Source organism: Sphingomonas sp. Leaf231, assembly GCF_001421995.1.
Lineage (GTDB): Bacteria > Pseudomonadota > Alphaproteobacteria > Sphingomonadales > Sphingomonadaceae > Sphingomonas.
This window is the reverse complement of sequence record NZ_LMLS01000002.1, coordinates 740,328-760,654: the sequence shown is the minus strand read 5'-3', so window position 1 is coordinate 760,654 and position 20,327 is coordinate 740,328. Positions and strand designations below refer to the sequence as shown.

Sequence of the window (20,327 nt, the reverse complement as noted above, 5' to 3'; positions counted from 1 at the left end):
GCGTCAGCTGCGCTCGTCCTCCCGGGTAATTGTGCGTCGGGGAACATCCACCACCGCAGCCAGCACGTCGCGCGCGCCATATGGCTTGGCCAGCAGATATGCGCCCGGCAACTTGCCCTCGACCGCGCCGATGTCGCCGCTCGCCACCACGATGCGGATACCGGGACGCAGTTCGGCTGCACGTGCCGCGAGTTCCAGCCCCGATGATCCGGGCAGATGCACATCGGTGACCAGAACGTCGATCAACGCGGTTTGCAGCGCCGCCATCGCTTCCTCGGCGCTGGCGGCATCGACGACCACGTGCCCCGCCTCCTGCAAGACCTCGGCCGTCGCACCGCGGATCAATGCATCGTCCTCTACGAGCAGGACGGTACGGCGATCGCCTGTCGGCTCGACCGGCCGGGCGACAGATCCTGAATGCGGCACGGCGGCGCGTTGGCGTTGACCCTGGTTGGCCAGCACGTGGCGGATCTTCCACGCCAGCGCCTCGCGCGTGTACGGCTTGGACAGCAACTCGACGCCCGCGTCCAGCCGCCCGCCATGGACGATCGAGTTCTCGGTATAGCCTGAGGTGAACAGCACCGCGATATCGGGCAGGCGCTGCCGGGCCTTGCGCGCCAGCTCCGGGCTCTTGAGCGTACCGGGCATCACCACATCGGTGAACAGCAGGTCGATCGCGATGCCGCTTTCGACCACGTTCAGCGCGCTCTGCGCATCGACCGCCTTCAGCACACGATAACCGAGGTCACCCAGCATCTCGACGACGGTGGCACGGACCTCGTCATCGTCCTCGACCACCAGCACCGTCTCGTTTCCGCCGGTGATCGGTCCGGTATCCGGCACGACCTCGACGTCCTCGCTCTCCATTGCACGGGGCAGATAGAGGCGGATCGTCGTCCCGTGCCCTGGCTCCGAATAGATGTTCACGTGCCCGCCGGATTGCTTGACGAACCCGTACACCATCGACAGGCCAAGTCCCGAACCCTTGCCCTCTGCCTTCGTGGAGAAGAACGGCTCGAACACCCGGGCAACGATCTCCTGGTCCATGCCGCACCCGGTGTCGCTTACCGCCAGCATCACATATTGTCCCGCAAGCACCTCGTCATGGCGGCGCGCATAATCGTCGTCCAGATGCGCGTTGGCCAGTTCGATGGTCAGCCTTCCGTGCCCGTCCATCGCGTCGCGCGCGTTGATCGCAAGATTCAGCAGCGCGTTCTCGATCTGGCCGGGATCGATGAAGGTGTTCCACAATCCGCCACCGAAGATCGTTTCCACCTCGATCCCCTCGCCGATCGCGCGGCGCAGCATGTCGTCCATGCCCTGTACGAAGCGGGTGACGTTGACGACCTTGGGCTCCAGCGCCTGCCGCCGCCCGAACGCCAGCAGTTGCGCGGCCAGCCGCGCGCCGCGCGACACCCCCGCCAGCGCGTTGGCGACCCGCGCTTCCGCACGATCGTTGCCGGCCACGTCCTTATGCAGGAGCTGAAGGTTGCCGGAGACGACCTGGAGCAGATTGTTGAAATCGTGCGCGACGCCACCGGTCAGCTTGCCGACCGTCTCCATCTTCTGCGATTGCGCCAGCTTGCGTTCCGCATCGTTGCGCGACGCGATCTCCGCGATCACCCGCGCTTCCAGCGTGTCGTTGAGCTGTCGCAGCTGCTCTTCGGCGCGCTGCCGATGGCGAACCTGACGTTCGAGCTGACCGGCATGGTCGCGCAACGCCGCCTCCGCGACGCGCTGGTGCGTGATGTCGGTGTGGACGCCGACCCATTCGGCCACGGCGCCGTGCGTGTCGATGCGCGGGACGGCACGCACCGCAAACGTCCGCCACGTCCCGCAATGGCGCCGCACGCGATGCTCGAACACGAAGGTGGATTTCGTCGCGACGGCACGCTGCCACGCTGCCACGGTCGGCTGCACGTCGTCGGGGTGCACCGCATCCGTCCAGCCATAGCCCTGATATTGTTCCGGAGTCTGCCCGGTCAGCATCGCCCAGCCCAGCTGCTCGCCGGACATCCGTCCATCGGCATCGTTGGTCCACAGGACGCCGTGGGTCGCTTCCATCGCGGCGCGGAACCTGGCGTTGCTGGCATTCAGCGCTTCTTCACGCAGGACGCGATCCTCGACGTCGAGCACGATCACCTGAAAGCCGACCACGATGCCGTCTGCGTCGCGTCGGGGCAGATATCGTATGTCGGCGCGACGCCACGACCCGTCGCCATGCCGCAGCGTCGAATCCTCCACGATCGTTTCGCCGGCCAGCGCCCGCTCCATCAGCGGCAACCGTCGCCGGAAATTATCCTCCCCGATCACGTCGCGCGCGTGCTGCCCGATCACGTCGTCGGCACTCATGCCGAACCATTCGAAGTAATATTGGTTGGCGTAGCGATAGACGAGATCGCGATCGATGAACGACACCAGCAACGGCAAGGCATCCGTCACGAGGCGCAACTCCGCCTCGCTCGCGGCCAATCGCCGCTCCAGCGTCAGGCGTGCGGTGTTGTCGAGAACCGTGCACAGCACCCCACCCACCGAGCCGTCGGTTTCGGTGACAGGCGTATAGAACAGGTCGAAATATAATTCGGTCGGTTGCCCGTCGCGCAGCAACGTCAGCGGCTGATCGCGATAGCTGACGACCTCGCCGGCGAAACCACGCTCCAGTATCGCCTGGTTCCAGTCCCAGATCTCCGGGAACGCCGTTGCAGCTCCCTTGCCGAACATCCAGGGATGACGCGTTCCGGCAACCTCCCGATAGGCGTCATTGTACAGCATCACGCCTTCACGGCCCCACATCAGGGCCTTCGCGACCGGCGAGTTGACCACGTTCGCCGCCGTCACCCGCAGCGCTGCCGACCAATGTTCGACCGGACCCAAAGCGTGATGGGTCCAGTCGCCGTCGCGGATCATCCCGCCCGTTTCGCCCCCACCGATCGGCCAGTCGCGCAGCGCTTCAGGGGGCGCCGGCTGATCGCGCAGCAGCTTCAATGCGGCACAAACGACGTCACTGGCGCTGCCGTACTCGCCGGCCTCCGTGCTGTGGGCGATGAACGCCTCCAGGTCTGACGTGAGCGAGACGTTGCGCGATTGCCGCTGAGCCATGATGCGCATGTCGACCTTGCTCTACTGTGTGTCAATGAATGACACAAAGACAGGAACTTGACGCCGAATGGTTAACTAGCCGTTAAGCCATCGGGCGCGGAACGCACGCTGCCGCGCACTGAGCCGCCGGCCGATCGTCTCGGCGCGGACGACCTGCACGCGCGGATCGGCCACTGCACGAACGCTGCGCTGTTGCTCCACCCCGTGACGCGCGAAACGGATCGTCGTCGTCGCACCGGGAGTCAGTCGGCCGAGCGCGGCCTGCCACGCCGCGGCATCTGCAATCGGCGCGCCGTCGATCGTCAGCAAACGATCACTCCCGTCCAGTCCCGCAATGTCGAGCGGAGAGCCCGCAACGGGTGCTGTCGATAGTGCCACGCCCTCGGGCGTCGTCGTGATTCCCTCGCCCCCTATCCAGCCCCGCGTCGGCGCGGCACGGCGCAGCACGAGCCCGGCCTGCGCCAGCAACGGCGCGAAATCCGGTAACGCGCTGCAACGAACGGAGGCAGCGAAGAACGCATCGGCAAAGGCGACGTCACCCGTCACGCTGCCAAGGGCATGACGAAGATCGTCGGCCCCATATGGTTGTTCGGTTCGCCCGTGGCGGTGCCACAGATGGCGCATGTAATCGTCGAGCGACAGCCTGGGAAAACGCTGACGGATCGACAGATCGAGGGCGAGCGCCACGATCTGCCCGTAAGGATAATAGGATAGATAGACGTCCGGTCCGACCTGATCGATTGGGGAAGCGGCGTCGGCGAGCGGTGCCCGCAGGCTCATCTCCTGCGGGCCGGCGTTGCGCCGCGCCGGCGACAACAGCACCTGGTTGAGCGTCGTGCCCATCGCGCCCAGCCAGTCGTCGATGCCGGTCAGCCCCGCACGGCGCAGCATCAGCGGTCCATAATAGTTCGTGAACCCTTCCGCGAACCACAGCGAGGGCGTGGCATTGGCGCGGCTGAAGTCGAACGGTTCCAGCTCGCGCGGCCGCAATCGCTCGACATTCCAGGCGTGAAGAAATTCGTGAGAGATGGTGCCGAGTTGCTGCGCGTTGATGCCGTCCAGCGGAGCGCGCCCGCTGACGACGGTCGAGTTGCGATGCTCCATCCCGTCCCCCGACACCTGCGGCAGATAATCGGCGAGGAAGGTGTAGCTGCCATGGTCGAAGCGTGGCCATTCACCGAACAATGCCCGATGTTGGGGGATCAATCGCCTGACCTGCGCCGCAAGCACGTCGACGTCGGCGGGGGTGCCACGGTGGTGGACGACCAGCCGGATCGTTGCGCTGTCGCCGCCATCGCCGACGCTCCACTCACGCAATTCGTGACGCCCGACCTCGATCGGACTGTCCATCAGATAGTGCAGATCCGGCGCACTGAACGTGGCCGTCATCCCGGGAACGGGGGGAAGTTGGGTGGCAACGCGCCAGCCGGGTTCCGGAGGCACGATCCGCACCGTGACCGGCGCGGCTTCATAGCCGGCAGCCCACAGCAGCGTCGCAGGCGGATTGAGATGCGCATGGGTCGCGTCGATCTGCGCATACGTGCCGTCGCCACGATTGCCGAACAACGTGTAGCTGACCACGACCGTGCCGTCGTGCCCGGTGACGCTCCAGCCATAGGGGTCGCTACGGGTCAGCGGCAGCGGACGTCCCGCCCCGTCGGTCGCCGTCACCGCATAGACGTTCTTGGCGAACTCGTGCAGCGCGTACCGTCCGGGCGAGGATCGTGCCATCTGTACGCGCAATGGCCCCGCCGGAACGCCCCGCCACGTCGCCACGATACGTGCCTGATGATGCGCCACGTCCGGAAACGACAGGTCGTAGCGCACCTGTCGCGCCCCTTGTGCGTCGGCGGATGCGCTCAGCATCAGCCACCCTGCGGCACCGGCTGCACGGGTCGCGCGGGTCCATGTCGTCATCGCCATCTCCGTCATGCTTCGCCTTCCAGCACGCAGGCCGGCAAACGACAATCGCCATGCTGTCAGCAAATCTGTACAATCGCTTGAACCGATGCGGGCGCGGCGGGTTCTAGAAGGAATATCGACAGATATTGGAATGGTTTACATTGCGTTATTCCCGTCCTCTCTCCCTTTCACGCAACTGACATGCAGGGAAAAGTCCCGTGAACCTCAAGCTTAAACCGCTGCCGGACCAGGTCATGCTCATCACGGGGGCGAGTTCCGGGATCGGGCTGGTGACCGCGCGGATGGCGGCGTCCCGTGGTGCCAGGGTGATGCTGGTGGCGCGCGATGGTGAGACGCTGGCCGGTGTCGCGCGTGAGATCGAGGCTTCCGGCGGCAGCGCGGATTTCGCGATTGGCGACGTCGGCGACCTGCGCGACATGCAACGTGCGGCAACGAAGACGGTGGAGCGGTTCGGCCGCATCGATACCTGGGTCAACGCCGCGGGCGTGGCGATCTACGGCAAGCTGCTCGACACGCCGATGGACGAGCACGAGAAACTATTGCGCACCAATTACTTCGGTGCGGTTCATGGGTGTCTGACGGCCGTCGAGCATCTCCAGCGCGAAGGCGGTGCGATCATCACGGTCGGCTCGATCGTGTCCGACATCCCCTCCCCCGGCATGGGCGCCTACGCCGCCAGCAAGCATGCCGTGAAGGGGTATGTCGACTCGCTGCGGATCGAGATCATCGCCGACCGCCTGCCCGTGGCGGTGACGCTCATCAAGCCCGCCGGGATCGACACGCCGATCGCGGATCATGCGGCCAATCATCTCGGCGGTGCCGCGTTGCTGCCCCCACCGGTATACGCGCCGGAACTGGTCGCCGAGGCGATTCTGGATGCCGCACAACATCGTCGCCGCGACGTGACGGTCGGCGGAATGGGGCGTTTGCAGGTGCTGGGCGCACTCCACTTCCCCACGCTGCTCGACCGGCTCGGCCCGTTGCTGCTGCCGTGGCTTCGGGATCCCACGCGCGCGGCAAGCCAGCATGACAACCTCGCCGCGCCGGTGAACGGCGGGCACGAGCGGTCGGCCGACCAGCATGGCCGCCGGGTCAGCGTGTACGAAACCGTGGGCCGGCATCGCTTCGCCACCGCGACCGTGACAGGAGCTGCGCTCGGACTCGCGGCATTGACATGGCTTCGTCAGCGAAGCGCAGACCAGTGACCGCCTTTTCGAAAGGCGCATCGATGCACCGCCCGGCCGCTTTACCGTGGCCGCCCATCGCCGCGACCCAACGATGCGTGGCGGCGGCATGATCGGCGCTCACGCCACGACGGTGCTGATCGTCGAAGACGAATTGTTCGTCCGGATGATCGGGGCGGACGCGTTGGAGGAAGCGGGCTACCGCGTCATCGAGGCCGGCTCCGCCGACGAGGCGCTCGATGTGCTGGAGCGTGGGCGTGATGTGAAGGTGCTGTTCACGGACATCCGGATGCCCGGCTCGATGGACGGCCTGCGGCTGGCGGCGGTCGTCCACGAACGCTGGCCTGCGATCCGGATATTGCTGACCTCGGGCGATACGCACCCGACTCGCGACGCCATACCCGATGACGGCCGTTTCCTCGCCAAGCCGTATCGCTTCGACAGCCTCTCGCGCGAACTCGACACATTGCTGGCGGCGGGCTGAGCGGTCCCCGGCAGACCGTTCCGATGTCCGCCCGGTACCATCGACGCGGGTGATCGGCGCATCGCTGCAGTGGGCTTGCACGGCGCGACCGACCGACCTATCTGCGGTACATCACGGCGTCGCAACGGCGCCCGGCGTCGCGCGCCTTTCCTTTTTTCGTTCTCTCGGCTAAGGCCGCGCGCACTCAACGCGAAAGAGACACCGTTTGGCGAAAGAAGAACTCCTCGAGATGCGCGGGCAGGTGGTTGAACTGCTGCCCAACGCGATGTTCCGCGTCCGGCTCGAGAACGATCATGAAATCCTTGGCCATACCGCCGGCAAGATGCGCAAGAATCGCATCCGTGTGCTGGTCGGGGACGAGGTGCTGGTTGAGCTGACACCATATGACCTGACCAAGGGGCGGATCACCTATCGCTTCATGCCGGGTCGTGGCGGCCCCGGGCCATCCTGACGACGGACCGCCGGCCGGTCGCCGGCGCATTCCGATGATCCGTCTCGTCCTTGCCTCCTCCTCGCCGCGCCGCCGTGACCTGCTCACGCGGATCGGCGTCGTGCCCGATCGCGTCGTCGCGCCCGATATCGACGAAACGCCGGAGCCGCGTGAGGTGCCGCGCGACTATGCGCTGCGTCTCGCCACGCAAAAGGCGCAAGCAGTCGCCCGTGACGCAGGCGAGGCGGTGCTGGCGGGCGACACCACGATCGCGCTCGGTCGCCGCATCCTGCCGCCGGCCGGGACCGAGGATGTGCAGCGCGCGTTGCTGCGCGCCCTGTCCGGGCGTCGTCATCACGCTTTGTCCGCAGTTTGCGCGATCGCACCGGATGGCACGGTGCGCACGCGCCTCGCAGATACGATCGTGGCCTTCAAGCCGCTGTCCGCCGCCGAGATCGACGCTTACGTCGCGTGCGGCGAAGGCCTGGGCAAGGCCGGAGGATATGCGATCCAGGGCCGGGCCGAGGCGTTCGTGCGCTTCCTCCACGGCAGTCATTCCGGCGTGGTCGGCCTCCCGCTGTTCGAAACCCGCGCATTGCTTTTGGCGAGCGGCGTGTCCTTTGCCTGAATGGCTCTACGAGGACGGGATCGGCGAAGCGCGGGCAGCGCTGGTCGACGACGATCACATCCTCGCCGCCCGCATCGAACTCCCCGGCACCTTGCGCGTCGGGACGATCGCGCGCGCGCGGCTGACCGAGCGATCGGTCGCGACGCTCGACGACGGCGAGGAAGTCTTGCTCGATCGCGCACCGTCCGGTGTGACGCTCGGGGCGTCGCTGACGATCGAGGTCGTCCGCGAGGTAATACCCGAACCCGGACGCGCCAAGCGCGCGCGCGGCCGGGCCGTCGATGCGGAACCCGCCCCCGGCCCCGACCTGCTGGCCCGCATCACCCGATCCGCTCATCCCGTGCGCGTGCTGCACGCGCACGAGGCTGACGCGCTGGAAGCCGCCGGCTGGTCCGAGGTGATGGAAGAGGCGCAGACCGGTGAAATCGCCTTTTCAGGCGGTGCATTACGGATGACGCCGACCCCGGCCATGACGTTGTTCGATGTCGACGGTGAGGGGCCGACCGACGTGCTGGCGCTGCGGGCCGCAGTCGCGGTGGCACATGCGATCCGCCGCCATGCGATCGGTGGATCGATCGGCATCGATTTTCCCAGCATCAGCGGCAAGGCGTTGCGCAATGACGTCGCCGCCGCGCTCGACGCCAAACTTCCCGGACCATTCGAGCGGACTGCGGTCAACGGCTTCGGCTTTCTTCAAGTCGTCCGTCCGCGGCCGCGGGCATCGTTGCCTGAACGACTGCTGCAGGATGCGACAAGTGCGGCGGCGCGCGCCACGCTGCGCATGATCGAACGGACGCCGCCCGGGGCATCCAACCGCTTCCGGCTGCCGTCGGCGGTGCGCGAGCGGATCGAATCCCGCGACGACTGGATGGCCGCGCTGATGCGCCGCACCGGCCGCGCCCCTATCTTCGACCGATGACCAAGTCTCGTTGCCCGATCTGCGCCGCACCGGCGACGCCCACGCATACCCCGTTCTGCAGCCGCGGCTGCAAGGATCGCGACCTGCTGAGATGGCTCAGCGACGGGTATCGCCTTCCCGGCGCAACGATCGACACGGAATCGCTGGACAGCCACGCCGACACCGATTAGGGGACGCGCCTCGCCGCTGAAAAGCGGTGCGCCCAAGTAGCTCAGTTGGTAGAGCATACGACTGAAAATCGTAGTGTCGGTGGTTCGATCCCGCCCTTGGGCACCACTTCCCCCACTAAGTGCTGGAAGTGGTCCGGCCGACAAGGTCGCCCTTCATCTCTCCTACCGGACGATCCGCGATCGGTCATTGCGGGTAGGTTCAGGGATGCAACCGGCGGCGAACGGCGTCGCGTTGTTCGTCGATGCGACTTTGCGTCTGCCGCAAGGCTTCTACTTCGGTCGCGTTCAACAGATCATCGACCACCCGTTTCAGATGCTCGCGCATCGCGTGACGGGCCGCATCGGCGTCGCGGGCGCGCAATGCCTCGACGATCGAACGGTGTTCGTCGACCCGCGGATGCACGCCCTCGCGACGCGCCTCGGCGAAGATGTGGGCGCTCAGCGGCGCGCGATCGCGCAAACTCCATAGCGTCTCCACGACCGTGCCGATCACGGTGTTGCCGGTCGCCTCGGCGATTCGTTGATGAAAATGCCGGTCGATCTCCATCGCTTGGGGAGTGGCGGGGTCGCAGCCTGCCATCTGCTCCAGCAACCCGTCGAGTTCCGCAAGCGCTTCGTCGTCGATCACGGATGCCGCCAGCGCCGCCCCCTCGCCCTCGAAGAGGATACGCGCCTCGATCAACTCGAACGCACCGATATCCAGTTCGCGCGGCGAAGGCAATTGGCCTGACGGCGCAGTCACATACAGGCCCGATCCATGACGCGCCTCGACAAGCCCATGAATTTCCAGCGCAATCATCGCCTCGCGGATTGTCGGCCGGCTCACACCGAACTCCTCGGCCAGTTCACGCTCGCCGGGCAAACGCATACCAATCGTATAGCGGCCCGCTCCGATCGACTCGCCGATCGCCGCGACTATGCGCTGGTACAGCTTTTCTTGACGCTGTTTCATGCACTTACCTCTCCCATCCATATTTGTTGACACATTAGGCCAATCCGGACATATTGGCCTTACCAATAGGTCGGCCAATAGCAAAGCAGGTCGATCTCAGAAAAGGGCTGCAGAACAGTCGAAATGACGGAGCGCAATGCTTCGATGGGGAGGGGATGATAATGAGTCTTGCCGTTTCGCGGCGTCGTTCGTTCGACGCGACACTATTTGCCGCAACGATGCTCGCCGGCACGCCAGCTTTCGCGCAACAGGCTTCGACCGCGCCGCAGGCCGTCGCAAATCCTGCGACCCCCACGGTCGCGACCCCCGCCAACCCCGATCAGACGACCGCCGCGGATCCGCAATCGCAGCCGGAGGCGCTGCCGCAGCCCGAAGGCGACATCGTCGTCACCGGTTTCCGGCAGAGCTATGCCGACGCGATCCGGTCGAAGCGTAACGAGATCGCGATCACCGACGGCATCTCCTCCGACGGGCTCGGGCGCTTCCCCGACCTGAACGTCGGCGAAGCGTTGCAGCGCGTTCCCGGCGTGCAGATCAACCGCGAAGCCGAAGGCCGCAACGCCACCATCAACCTGCGCGGCTTGCCCGGTGAATATGCGCGCCTGACGCTGAACGGCGTGGCCTTCGCCGAGCCGATCCTGACCGAAGCCGCACCGCTGGGTGCGTTCAACGCCGACATCTTCAGCGCGATCGTCATCGACAAGTCGCCGCTCGCCAACGCACAATCGGGCGGCCTGTCGGGCAACGTCGATCTGCAGATCGCCCCCGCGCTCAGCCGCAAGGAAGGCGGCTTCGTGAAGGCGGCGCTGGAATACAACCAGCTTGGCGACAAGTTCGCGCCCGCGGGAACTGTAGGTTACAATCATCATTTCTCCGACAGCTTCGGCGTCTTCGGCGTCCTGGCCTACAAGAAAGAGAATTTCCGCCGCGACACGGTCCAGTTCAACAGCTACTCGCCGTTTTCCGCCGGCCAGGCGCAGGCCAATGCCGGGGTGCTGGGCAGTTACTATGCGCGTTCGGCCGCCTGCCCGTCGTGCACCGGATCGACCACGACGACCGGCGTCCTCTACAATTCGCAGCTTCGTCAATATTCGCGGCTCAATCCGGGCGATCTCTACACCGGTGCGGCGGGCGCGGAATGGAAGCCGGACGATCGGACGCGCGTCAGCCTGACCGGCTTCTACACCGATCGACGTCTGCCCAAGACGATGCAGTACCTCTCGATCGTCGGAAACAACGACACCAGCGTGCTGACGCCGCGTTCGGACCCGATCCGGCTGGATGATGGCCGCTACGTCGTGACCGACTTCGATTTCACGAACCCGGCCGATCCGCGATCGTCGACGCGCCGGCTCGGCATCCGTCAGAGCAGCTGGGGGATCAACGGCAAGGCGGAATGGAGCGACGACGCATGGCGGCTGTCGACCGTCTTGACCGCATCGAAGGCCAACAACCGCTCCGAAGAGACGTCGATCGATTTCGACCGCTTGCAGACCGCCGCCGGTAACGGCGCGGCCGGCACGCTGCGCACGGGCGCGGGCGACGTCGGCAACTTCGGCTATGTGCTCTCGCCCGATCCGCTCATCACCAGCGCGGTGCCGAACTGGTTCTGGGGCGGCGTGGCCGATCCGACGCAATTCTACAATTCACCGACCAACGCCGGACGCACCAACCGCTTGCAGCTGACCGGCACGCAAAGCTACGCCACCAACGAACTCCTCGCCTATCAATGGGATGTCGAGCGCACCTTTCAGGACAGCGTACTGAGCGGCATCCAGGCCGGCTTCCGCTTCGAACACAACAAGTTCATCTCGCAAGGGTACCGCACGCAGGCCTTCGGCCTGCAAACCCGGAACATCGACGGCAGCTTCGTGCAGACCGCACCGGTCGCCGACGATTTCTTCGGCGGAAAGCTGGGCAATTACAGCACCAACTGGCAGTCGACCCGCTACGATTACGCGCTGTCGAAATTGCTGCCAGTCACGCTGTATCCGGGCGGCGCGCTGTCGCCCGCGGGATTCAACATCCGCTACAACGATAACAATTACGCGCTCTACAATTTCACCAACCAGACCGACGTCGCCTCCGGCTATGCGCAGGCGAAATATGCGTTCGACATCGGGGGCATCCGCATCCGCGGCAACGGCGGACTGCGTTATGAATACGCGCGCAATTCGATCGACTCCCTGGACCGTCTGTCGTTGACGGGCACGATCGGGTCGCCGGCCGATTTCCGCAACAACAACTACACCCAGCGCTATGGCAAGCTGCTGCCGTCGTTCATCATCGTCGCCGATCTGAGCGAGAAGCTGCTGCTGCGCGGCGCGGCCTATCGCACCTATGTCCGCCCGCAGCCCCGGCAGTTCTCGCCGACCACGATCGTCGGCAATCCCAGCAACGGCATCTATTCGGTGACGCTGGGCAGCCCCGATCTGCGCCCGTATGACTCGACGTCGTTCGATGCGTCGCTCGAATGGTACAACCGGCCCAACGGCATCATCTCGGTGGCGGGATTCCAGAAGCGGATCACCGGCCTGATCGGGCAGATCACCGACTCCGCGCAATTGTGCCCGGCCGACGGGACCGCGCTGGGCCTCGGCACGCTCCGCATCAACGGCGATCGTTGCGAAAGCAGCCAGATCTTCACCGGCGGCGCGGTGCCGACGCCCTTCCTCGTCACCGCCAGCGGCTTCCAGAACCAGGAAAATCCGATCACCGTGCGCGGTGTGGAATTCAACCTGCAGCAGTCGCTGGACTTCCTGCCCGGTGCGCTGCGCCACCTCGGCGGCGGCTTCAATTATGCCTTCACCAGCATCAGCGGACGCACCGCCACCGGTGCCGATGCCACCCTGCCGGGCGTGTCGAAGCACAATGCCAACGTCATCGGTTATTACGAAACCGACAAGGGTGGCCTGCGGCTGGTGTACAACATCCGCAGCAAATACGACCTTGCCTCCGCGGGCACGTTCACCGGTGCGGCGCGGCAGGTGAAGGCGCGCGGCCAGCTCGATCTCTCCGCGTCCGCCAATCTGACCGAGACGGTGTCGCTGTCGTTCGATGCCTACAATCTGACCAACGCCATCCGCATCGAATATGAGAATGATCCGCGGCTGATCCGGCGGGCGGATTACGACGGTCGGACCTTCACGATCACGGCGCGCGCGACCTTCTAGGGCTCTCCCCGGGCGACCGGCGACGCTTCCCCGCGGAGGCGTCGCCGCTTGGTGGTTTCAAACGGCGGCCATCTATGATGTGCCTGTCCGACAAATGTAGTGCAGGAGCGCGCATGAAGACGAGCACGACCGTCGCCCTCGGCCTGATGGTGTCGGTGACCGCGACCGCCGCGCTGTCCACGGACGGATCGGGCCTGTTCCGCTACGTCGATCCGCGCATCGGCACCGGCAACGACGACCAGGGTGACACCGTGCCCGGCCCCACCCGCCCCGCCGGCTCGATCCACCCCAGCCCGCAGACGCTGGTCGGCAGCAACGCCGGCTATGACAAGGACGCGCCGATCAGCGGGTTCGCGCAACTGCATACGCAGGGGTCGGGAGGGCGCACCAGTTACGGCACGTTCCTGATCTCGCCGCAGACCGGCGCGCCGGTATTCGACGAGGCGCGACATCTCTCGCCCAAGGCGGACGAGCGGCTGGCGGCCGACGCCTATGCCGTGACGCTGACCCGCTACGGCATCCGCGCCGAGGTGACCCCTGCCCCCTTCGCCGCGATGTATCGTTTCACCTATCCGGCCGGTCAGCCCGCGACGATGGTGTTCGACGTCACCCGCAAGATCCGCGGCGAACTGGCGAGCGCGGGCGCGGACCTGACGCTCGATCCCGTCCACGGTCGCATCGCCGGGCGGGTTCGCGCGCGCAGCTACTGGAACCCGGCCGAGGTCGATATCTGGTTCGCGGCGCAACTCGATCGCGCCCCGACCCGCTGGGGCGTCCGCGTCGGCAAGGACGATCGCGCCGGCGCGACACGGGCGACCGCGCCCGCCGACACCCGACTGGCGGGCTGGTGGCAGTTCGACGCCTCGCCTGACACGCCCGTGAAACTCAAGATCGCGGTTTCGTTCACCAGCGCGGCGCGCGCCGCCGAATTGCTGGCGGAAGACATTCCCGGCTGGGATTACGACGCCGTTCGCCGTGGCGCACAGGCGGACTGGAACCGCGAGCTTGCCCGCGCCACGATCGACGGTGTGGGCGACGCGGACAAGCGCCGTTTCTACACCGCGCTCTATCATAGCGCGATCCAGCCACGCGACCGCAGCCGTGACCAGCCGGTCGAGGAGCGATCGACGGCGCATTGGGACGATTACTACACGCTGTGGGACACCTATCGGACCGGCTTTCCGCTGATGTCGTTGCTCCGCCCCGGCATCTATCGCGACAACATCGCCTCGATCGTTCGCACCTTCGAGCGTTATGGCGCGGCGCACACCACTTTCGTCGCCGGGCGCAATTATCATGTCGGCCAGGGCGGCGATGAAGTCGACAACGTGCTGGGCGAGGCGCTGATCCGCGGCGTGCCCGGCATCGACTGGAACAGCGCGGCGCGGGTCGCGCTCCACAACGCGCAAGAGGAACGTCGTCCGCGCTATCTGGTGCAGGGCTGGTTCGCGGTCGGTGATCGCAGCCCGGAACCCGATAACCAGCGCGCGCGCTCCGGGTCGTCGACCCCGGCCTTCGCGCTCAACGACTTCTATGCCGCCCGGCTGGCCGCCGCGATCGGCGCGACGAAGGACGCCGCCGCGCTGATCGAGCGCTCGCGAAGCTGGCGCAACGTCTGGAACCCAACCGCTGCCAGCGACGGCTTCACCGGCTTCATCATCCCGCGCCACGCCGATGGCCGCTTTCAGGCACTCGATCCCAAGATCGGCTGGGATGGCAAGAAGTACGACAATGTCGGCTTCTACGAGGGCACGGCATGGGTATATTCCTATGCGATGCTCCACGACATACCCGCTATGGTGGAGATGATGGGCGGCCAGGCGCGCTTCACCGAACGGTTGCGCCACGCGCTGGACACCGGGCTGATCGACATCACGAACGAACCGAGTTTCGCCACGCCGTGGCTGTTCAGCGAGGTCGGCCGCCCCGATCTCGCCAGTTACTGGGCCGATCGCATCTTCCGTCGGTTCACCGCCAATGCCTATCCCGGCGACGAGGACAATGGCGCGATGAGCTCGCATTATGTGTTCAACCGGCTGGGACTGTTTCCGAAGCTGGCGAGCGACCGATATTATCTCCACGCGCCCCATCAACCACGCGGCACGATCACCGGACCCGCGGGGCGACGCTTCACGATCGTCACCCGAAACTGGAAACCGGGCCGGATCTACATCGCGGCGGCCACGCTGAACGGACGTCCGCTAACCGCTCCCTTCCTGCGCCAGTCCGACATCACCGCGGGCGGCACCTTGTCGCTGACCGTGTCCGACCAACCGACCCGCTGGGGCAGAACGACCCCCTGATCACCAAGGATCGCTGATTTTCGGCGCAACCGGGGCAAGCGTTTCCAGCCGGTCCCGCCACGTACCGGGCAGTGGCACCGGCCGGCGCGTCACACGGTCGACGCAGACGTGGGTGAACAGCGCCTCGGCCGCGGCTTCCGTCCCATCCGCCACGAAAGCGCCCAGCCGGTACGTCACGCTCGACGTGCCCAGCCGGTCCAGCACCATTCCGATCTCGACCGGTTCGGGATAGGTGATCGACCGCGCGTACCGGCACCGCGTTTCCACCACCAGTCCGATGGGGTCACCGTGGGCGACGTCCAATAGCCCTGCCGCGATCAGCCAGTTGTTCACTGCGGTGTCAAACCAGTGATAGTAGATCGCGTTGTTGACGTGGCCGTAGGCATCGTTGTCGCTCCACCGCGTGACGATCGGCTGCCACCATGGATAGGCGCTTCGCGGCAGAAGTGTCTCGCGTGTCATGATCGTCCCGTTCGTCCTGGCCGCCGGTCGCCGCGATCCGAAGCGACGTCGAACACATGCCTGGCGCGCTTGCGGGATCGCGACGGGGCGCGACACATTATGTACCCTGCATGCCACCGCGAACAGGATCGAACCATCCATGAAGATCGAGGCCGCCGTCCTGCGCCAGCGTGGCGCGCCGCTTCCGTATGACGACAGCCGCCCGCTTCGGATCGAGACGCTGGAACTCGACCCGCCCCGTGCGGGCGAGGTGCTGGTGCGGATCGCCGCGGCGGGCCTGTGCCATTCCGATCTGTCGGTCATCAACGGCGATCGTGCCCGGCCGATACCGATGGCCCTGGGCCATGAAGCGGCCGGCATCGTCGCGGCGCTGGGTTCCGACGTGGATGATCTGGCGATCGGCGATCATGTCGTCATGGTGTTCATGCCGAGTTGCGGCCACTGCCTTTCATGCGCGGAGGGTCGACCGGCGTTGTGCGGCCCCGGTGCCGCGGCGAACGGCGCCGGGACATTGCTGTCGGGCGGCACGCGGCTGCACGATGCGGACGGCACCGTCCACCATCACCTCGGATGCTCCGCCTTCGCCAGCCACGCGGTGGTTTCGCGCCGCTCGCTGGTCCGGGTCGACCGCGATCTGCCGCTGCACGAGGCGGCGCTGTTCGGCTGCGCGGTGCTGACCGGGGTCGGCGCGGTGGTGAACACGGCGAAGGTCACTGCGGGACAAAGCGTCGCGGTGGTCGGGCTGGGTGGCGTCGGGCTGGCGGCGGTGCTCGGCGCGATAGCGGCCGGGGCGGCGCAGGTGATCGCCGTCGACCTGATGGAAGACAAGCTGTCGCTCGCCCGCGATCTCGGCGCGACCGCAACCATCCTGGCCGGTCCGGAGGCAGCGCAGCAGGTGCACGCCCTGACCAGCGGCGGGTGCGACGTGGTGATCGAGATGGCGGGATCGGTGCGCGCACTGGAAAGTGCGGTCGCGATGACCCGGCGCGGCGGGACGACCGTCACCGCCGGGCTGCCGCCCGCCGACGCCGCACTGGCGGTCAACATCGTCGCGCTGGTGGCGGAGGAACGCACCCTGAAGGGCAGCTACATCGGCACCTGCGTGCCGACGCGTGACATACCGCGCTACATCGCGCTGTATCGCGCCGGGCGCTTGCCGGTCGATCGACTGGTCACCGGCTATCTGTCGCTGCAAGACATCAACCGCGGCTTCGACGACCTCCATGCCGGTCGCGCGGTACGCCAGATCATAAGGTTCGACGTATGACGCGCGTTTTCTCGACCAACCCCGCCACGGGCGCCATCATCGCCGAACATGCGCTGTTGACCGGTGCTGCGATCGATGCCGCGCTGGAGCACGCCTGGGTCGGCTGGACCGCGTGGCGCGAACGGCCTGTCGCACACCGCGCGGACCGGCTGCGAACGCTGGCGCAGCTATTGCGCGCGCGCGCCGAGGCGCTGGCCGCCTTGATCGTCGCCGAAATGGGCAAGCCGATCGTGCAGGCACGCGGCGAGGTCGAGAAGTGCGCCGGCCTCTGCGACTGGTATGCCGCCAACGGCGCGGCGATGCTCGCAGACGAGGTGCTGCCGGTCGAGGACGACGGCGTCGCCATGTTGGTGTGGCAACCGATCGGCCCGGTGTTCGCGGTCATGCCGTGGAACTTCCCGCTGTGGCAGGTGCTGCGCGCCGCCGTGCCGATCCTGCTGGCGGGCAACGGTTTCGTGCTGAAACACGCCGACAACGTGCTGGGCTGTGCCGCCGCGCTGGCGGAGGCGATCGACGCGGCCGGCATCGATGCCGGCGCGTTCACGCACTTGCCGGTGGCGCAGGACGACATAGCCGCCGTCATCGCCGACCGCCGCGTCGCCGCGGTCACCGTCACCGCCGGGGTCGCGGCGGGCGCGGCCATCGCCGCCGAGGCGGGGCGGCACCTGAAGAAGTCGGTGCTGGAACTCGGCGGGATCGATCCCTTCGTCGTGCTCGCCGATGCCGATGTGGAGGCCGCGGCCCAGGCGGCGGTGCGTTCGCGCTTCCTGAACACGGGGCAGGTGTGCATCGCCGCCAAGCGGCTGATCGTCGAGGCGTCGGTGCTGGACGCCTTCACCGCGCGCGTGGTCGAGCTGACCGCCGCGCTGGTGGTCGGTGACCCCGCGGACGAATCCACCTTCATCGGCCCGCTGGCGCGCGCACGCGGGCGCGACGAACTGCACCGCCACGTACAATCCAGCATCGCCGCCGGCGCGCGGCTGCTGCTGGGCGGCGCGGCGCTGCCCGGGCCGGGTCATTATTATGCGCCGACGGTGCTCGCCGACGTCACCACGGCGATGGCGGCCGGGTGCGAGGAATTGTTCGGTCCCGTCGCGGCCATCCTTCGCGCGAACGATGCCGATCACGCCATATCGCTGGCCAACGCAACGGATTACGGCCTGTCGGCTGCGTTGTGGAGCAGTGACCGGGCACGCGCCGACCGTCTGGCGCGCCGCATCCGGGCGGGAGCGGTGTTCGTCAACGGCATCTCCGCCTCCGACCCGCGCGTGCCGATCGGCGGTGTCGGCAAATCGGGCTACGGCCGGGAGCTATCGACATTCGGCCCGCGGGAATTCGCGAACGCGAAGCTGATCTGGACGCGATGAGACGGCGTCGCCGAAGGGATCGCAGCTGCAGCGTCTGCAATCGCTCATACGCATTTTGATCGGGCGCTAATTACCGCCGATGCGTTGCACGTCCATGCTCGGGCCCCGTCGGCCTGCGACAACCATGGATGCCGGAACGATGAGCAAGACGATCGCCGATCTTCTGAACGATACGCTGGTCGAGGCCGGGGTGGAGCGCATCTGGGGCGTGACGGGCGACAGCCTGAACGCCTTCAACGACAGCATGCGTCGCTCGGGAGAGATCGCGTGGATGCATGTCCGCAACGAGGAGGCCGGCGCGTTCGCCGCGGGCGCGGAAGCGGCGGTGACCGGCAAGCTCGCGGTGTGCGCGGGCAGTTGCGGTCCGGGCAACCTGCACCTCATCAACGGTCTGTTCGATTGCCACCGCAACCACGTCCCGGTGCTGGCGATCGCGGCGCATATCCCGTCGAGCGAGATCGGACTGAACTACTTTCAGGAAACCCATCCGACCGAGCTGTTCCGCGAATGCAGCCATTTCTGCGAGATGGTGCAGGACGCGCGGCAGATGCCGGAGATACTCCATCGCGCGATCCGCACCGCGATCGGTCAGCGCGGCGTCGCGGTGCTGGTGATCCCGGGCGACGTCGCCTTGCAGGATGCGCCCGACACGCGCGCGGTGCCTTTCCCGGCCCTGGCGGCACCACGCCTGCTGCCCGACGAGGCGACGCTGCGGCAGATCGCCGATCTGGTCAACGGATCGAAGGCGGTCACGCTGCTGTGCGGCGCGGGCACCGCGGGCGCGCATGACGAGGTGGTGGCGCTGGCCGCCGCGCTGAAGGCCCCGATCGTTCACGCCTATCGCGGCAAGGAGTGGATCGAATACGACAATCCCTATGACGTCGGCATGACCGGATTGATCGGCTTTTCGTCGGGCTATCACGCGATGATGGAATGCGACACGCTGCTGATGCTCGGCACCGACTTCCCGTATCGCAACTTCTACCCGGAAAAGGCGAAGGTCGTTCAGGTGGACCGCGATCCCGGCGCGCTGGGGCGGCGCGTTTCGCTCGACCTGGGTGTGGTGGCCGACGTCGGCGAATGCGCGCGCGGGCTGCTGCCGCTGATCGCGGCCGCGCGGGACGGCGCGTTCCTCGACAAGGCGCGCGCGCACTATCGCGATGCCCGTCAGGGACTCGATGATCTCGCCACCCCTCGCGCCGGTGACAAGCCGCTTCACCCGCAGTTCGTCGCGACGATGGTCGACCGGATCGCGGCGGCGGACGCGGTCTTCACGGCGGACGTCGGGACACCCGCCGTCTGGGCCGCGCGTTATCTGACGATGAACGGCAAGCGGCGCCTGATCGGCTCGTTCAATCATGGCTCGATGGCGAATGCCCTGCCGCAGGCCCTGGGTGCGCAAGGCGCGTTCGCCGGGCGTCAGGTCGTGTCTCTGTCGGGCGATGGCGGTCTGGCGATGCTGATGGGAGACATGCTGACCGCGGTGCAGATGCAGCTGCCGATCAAGATCGTCGTCTTCAACAATTCGACGCTTGGCTTCGTCGAGATGGAGCAGAAAGCGGCGGGATATGTCGACACCAACGTGTCGCTCCGCAATCCGGACTTCGCGGCGATCGCGCGCGAAATGGGGTATTTCGGCGCACGCGTCACCCGCTCGGACACGCTGGAGCAGGCGTTGCGCGATGCCTTCGCCCACGACGGCCCCGCGCTTGTCGATGTGGTGACGGAGGGGCTGGAACTCGTCATGCCACCCAGGATCCAGGCTGAGCAGGCAAAGGGCTTCAGCCTGTACGCCGCCCGCGCGGTATTGAGCGGTCGCGGAGACGAGGTGATCGAGCTGGCGAAGGCCAATCTCTTTCGGTGAACAGCGGCGTGACGGGCACGCGCGACTGGAACGGTGCGCCGGACCGATCGAGGAGCACGGGCAATCCGTCCCGATGGCATCGTGACGAACAGCTTGCCCGAC

Annotated in this window: 15 protein-coding genes and 1 tRNA gene; 12 read left to right on the top strand and 4 right to left on the bottom strand. The window is 66.6% G+C overall.

Translation table 11 applies throughout. The annotated features are described in order from the left end of the window. Nucleotides 1-3 precede the first annotated feature (3 nt). Both ASE95_RS09850 and ASE95_RS09845 read right to left on the bottom strand, forming a co-directional pair. Entirely contained in the window at nucleotides 4-3,108 is a 3,105-nt protein-coding gene (locus ASE95_RS09850; protein ID WP_235528259.1) for a PAS domain-containing protein, read from the bottom strand. 66 nt (nucleotides 3,109-3,174) lie between these two features. Further along, nucleotides 3,175-5,016: a M61 family metallopeptidase gene (locus ASE95_RS09845; RefSeq protein ID WP_200918785.1), complete on the bottom strand. Its 1,842-nt coding sequence runs from the start codon at nucleotides 5,014-5,016 to the stop codon at nucleotides 3,175-3,177. Nucleotides 5,017-5,219: 203 nt separating this feature from the next. Between ASE95_RS09845 and ASE95_RS09840 the strand changes: the two genes are divergently transcribed. The 7 genes from ASE95_RS09840 to ASE95_RS09815 all read left to right on the top strand — a co-directional run bounded on the left by ASE95_RS09840 (nucleotide 5,220) and on the right by ASE95_RS09815 (nucleotide 8,943). Next, nucleotides 5,220-6,227, top strand: a complete 1,008-nt coding sequence (locus tag ASE95_RS09840; protein WP_056635089.1) for an SDR family oxidoreductase — start codon at nucleotides 5,220-5,222, stop codon at nucleotides 6,225-6,227. Nucleotides 6,228-6,315: 88 nt separating this feature from the next. Next, nucleotides 6,316-6,690: a response regulator gene (locus ASE95_RS09835; protein ID WP_056636165.1), complete on the top strand. Its 375-nt coding sequence runs from the start codon at nucleotides 6,316-6,318 to the stop codon at nucleotides 6,688-6,690. Between the two features lie 205 nt (nucleotides 6,691-6,895). Further along, nucleotides 6,896-7,141 carry a translation initiation factor IF-1 gene (gene infA / locus ASE95_RS09830; protein ID WP_022685627.1) on the top strand — a complete coding sequence of 82 codons (246 nt, stop codon included), beginning with the start codon at nucleotides 6,896-6,898 and terminating at the stop codon, nucleotides 7,139-7,141. A gap of 37 nt (nucleotides 7,142-7,178) precedes the next feature. Further along, a complete protein-coding gene (locus tag ASE95_RS09825) occupies nucleotides 7,179-7,748 on the top strand; it encodes a Maf family protein (RefSeq protein WP_056636163.1) in 570 nt (189 codons plus the stop codon). After that, complete coding sequence (locus ASE95_RS09820; RefSeq protein ID WP_056635087.1) at nucleotides 7,741-8,667, top strand: ribonuclease; 927 nt, start codon at nucleotides 7,741-7,743, stop codon at nucleotides 8,665-8,667. Before ASE95_RS09825 ends, ASE95_RS09820 begins: the two co-directional genes overlap by 8 nt. Continuing rightward, nucleotides 8,664-8,837 carry a DNA gyrase inhibitor YacG gene (locus ASE95_RS17270; protein ID WP_082450034.1) on the top strand — a complete coding sequence of 58 codons (174 nt, stop codon included), beginning with the start codon at nucleotides 8,664-8,666 and terminating at the stop codon, nucleotides 8,835-8,837. Before ASE95_RS09820 ends, ASE95_RS17270 begins: the two co-directional genes overlap by 4 nt. A gap of 30 nt (nucleotides 8,838-8,867) precedes the next feature. Beyond that, nucleotides 8,868-8,943 (top strand) — tRNA-Phe (locus ASE95_RS09815). A gap of 93 nt (nucleotides 8,944-9,036) precedes the next feature. Here the strand turns inward: ASE95_RS09815 and ASE95_RS09810 are convergent. After that, nucleotides 9,037-9,822, bottom strand: a complete 786-nt coding sequence (locus ASE95_RS09810) for a FadR/GntR family transcriptional regulator (RefSeq protein ID WP_327196712.1) — start codon at nucleotides 9,820-9,822, stop codon at nucleotides 9,037-9,039. 128 nt (nucleotides 9,823-9,950) lie between these two features. On the opposite strand from ASE95_RS09810, the gene ASE95_RS09805 reads away from it, so the two are divergent. Both ASE95_RS09805 and ASE95_RS09800 read left to right on the top strand, forming a co-directional pair. Then, nucleotides 9,951-12,962, top strand: a complete 3,012-nt coding sequence (locus tag ASE95_RS09805) for a TonB-dependent receptor (RefSeq protein WP_056635078.1) — start codon at nucleotides 9,951-9,953, stop codon at nucleotides 12,960-12,962. A 113-nt stretch (nucleotides 12,963-13,075) separates the two neighbouring features. Further along, on the top strand, nucleotides 13,076-15,265 hold the full coding sequence (locus ASE95_RS09800; protein WP_056635075.1) for a GH92 family glycosyl hydrolase: 2,190 nt from the start codon (nucleotides 13,076-13,078) through the stop codon (nucleotides 15,263-15,265). Here ASE95_RS09800 and ASE95_RS09795 read toward each other — a convergent pair whose 3' ends face one another. Continuing rightward, on the bottom strand, nucleotides 15,266-15,727 hold the full coding sequence (locus tag ASE95_RS09795; RefSeq protein ID WP_056635071.1) for an acyl-CoA thioesterase: 462 nt from the start codon (nucleotides 15,725-15,727) through the stop codon (nucleotides 15,266-15,268). A gap of 139 nt (nucleotides 15,728-15,866) precedes the next feature. Here ASE95_RS09795 and ASE95_RS09790 point away from each other — a divergent pair, with 139 nt between their 5' ends. From ASE95_RS09790 to poxB, 3 genes are all read left to right on the top strand, one after another. Continuing rightward, nucleotides 15,867-16,994, top strand: a complete 1,128-nt coding sequence (locus tag ASE95_RS09790; RefSeq protein ID WP_056636159.1) for a zinc-dependent alcohol dehydrogenase family protein — start codon at nucleotides 15,867-15,869, stop codon at nucleotides 16,992-16,994. Continuing rightward, on the top strand, nucleotides 16,991-18,361 hold the full coding sequence (locus ASE95_RS09785; protein WP_056635069.1) for an aldehyde dehydrogenase family protein: 1,371 nt from the start codon (nucleotides 16,991-16,993) through the stop codon (nucleotides 18,359-18,361). The genes ASE95_RS09790 and ASE95_RS09785 overlap by 4 nt, the downstream gene beginning before the upstream one ends. A 139-nt stretch (nucleotides 18,362-18,500) precedes the next feature. Further along, on the top strand, nucleotides 18,501-20,225 hold the full coding sequence (gene poxB, locus ASE95_RS09780; RefSeq protein ID WP_056636157.1) for a ubiquinone-dependent pyruvate dehydrogenase: 1,725 nt from the start codon (nucleotides 18,501-18,503) through the stop codon (nucleotides 20,223-20,225). Nucleotides 20,226-20,327: the final 102 nt, after the last annotated feature.

What these genes read in the sequence shown, in the direction of transcription:
- ASE95_RS09785 (WP_056635069.1), top strand. Translation starts at nt 16,991, where the DNA reads ATGACGCGCGTTTTCTCGACCAACCCCGCCACGGGCGCCATCATCGCC.
- poxB (WP_056636157.1), top strand. Translation starts at nt 18,501, where the DNA reads ATGAGCAAGACGATCGCCGATCTTCTGAACGATACGCTGGTCGAGGCC.
- ASE95_RS09790 (WP_056636159.1), top strand. Translation starts at nt 15,867, where the DNA reads ATGAAGATCGAGGCCGCCGTCCTGCGCCAGCGTGGCGCGCCGCTTCCG.
- ASE95_RS09845 (WP_200918785.1), bottom strand. Translation starts at nt 5,016, where the DNA reads ATGACGACATGGACCCGCGCGACCCGTGCAGCCGGTGCCGCAGGGTGG.
- ASE95_RS09805 (WP_056635078.1), top strand. Translation starts at nt 9,951, where the DNA reads ATGAGTCTTGCCGTTTCGCGGCGTCGTTCGTTCGACGCGACACTATTT.
- ASE95_RS09800 (WP_056635075.1), top strand. Translation starts at nt 13,076, where the DNA reads ATGAAGACGAGCACGACCGTCGCCCTCGGCCTGATGGTGTCGGTGACC.
- ASE95_RS09835 (WP_056636165.1), top strand. Translation starts at nt 6,316, where the DNA reads ATGATCGGCGCTCACGCCACGACGGTGCTGATCGTCGAAGACGAATTG.
- ASE95_RS17270 (WP_082450034.1), top strand. Translation starts at nt 8,664, where the DNA reads ATGACCAAGTCTCGTTGCCCGATCTGCGCCGCACCGGCGACGCCCACG.
- ASE95_RS09850 (WP_235528259.1), bottom strand. Translation starts at nt 3,108, where the DNA reads ATGCGCATCATGGCTCAGCGGCAATCGCGCAACGTCTCGCTCACGTCA.
- ASE95_RS09795 (WP_056635071.1), bottom strand. Translation starts at nt 15,727, where the DNA reads ATGACACGCGAGACACTTCTGCCGCGAAGCGCCTATCCATGGTGGCAG.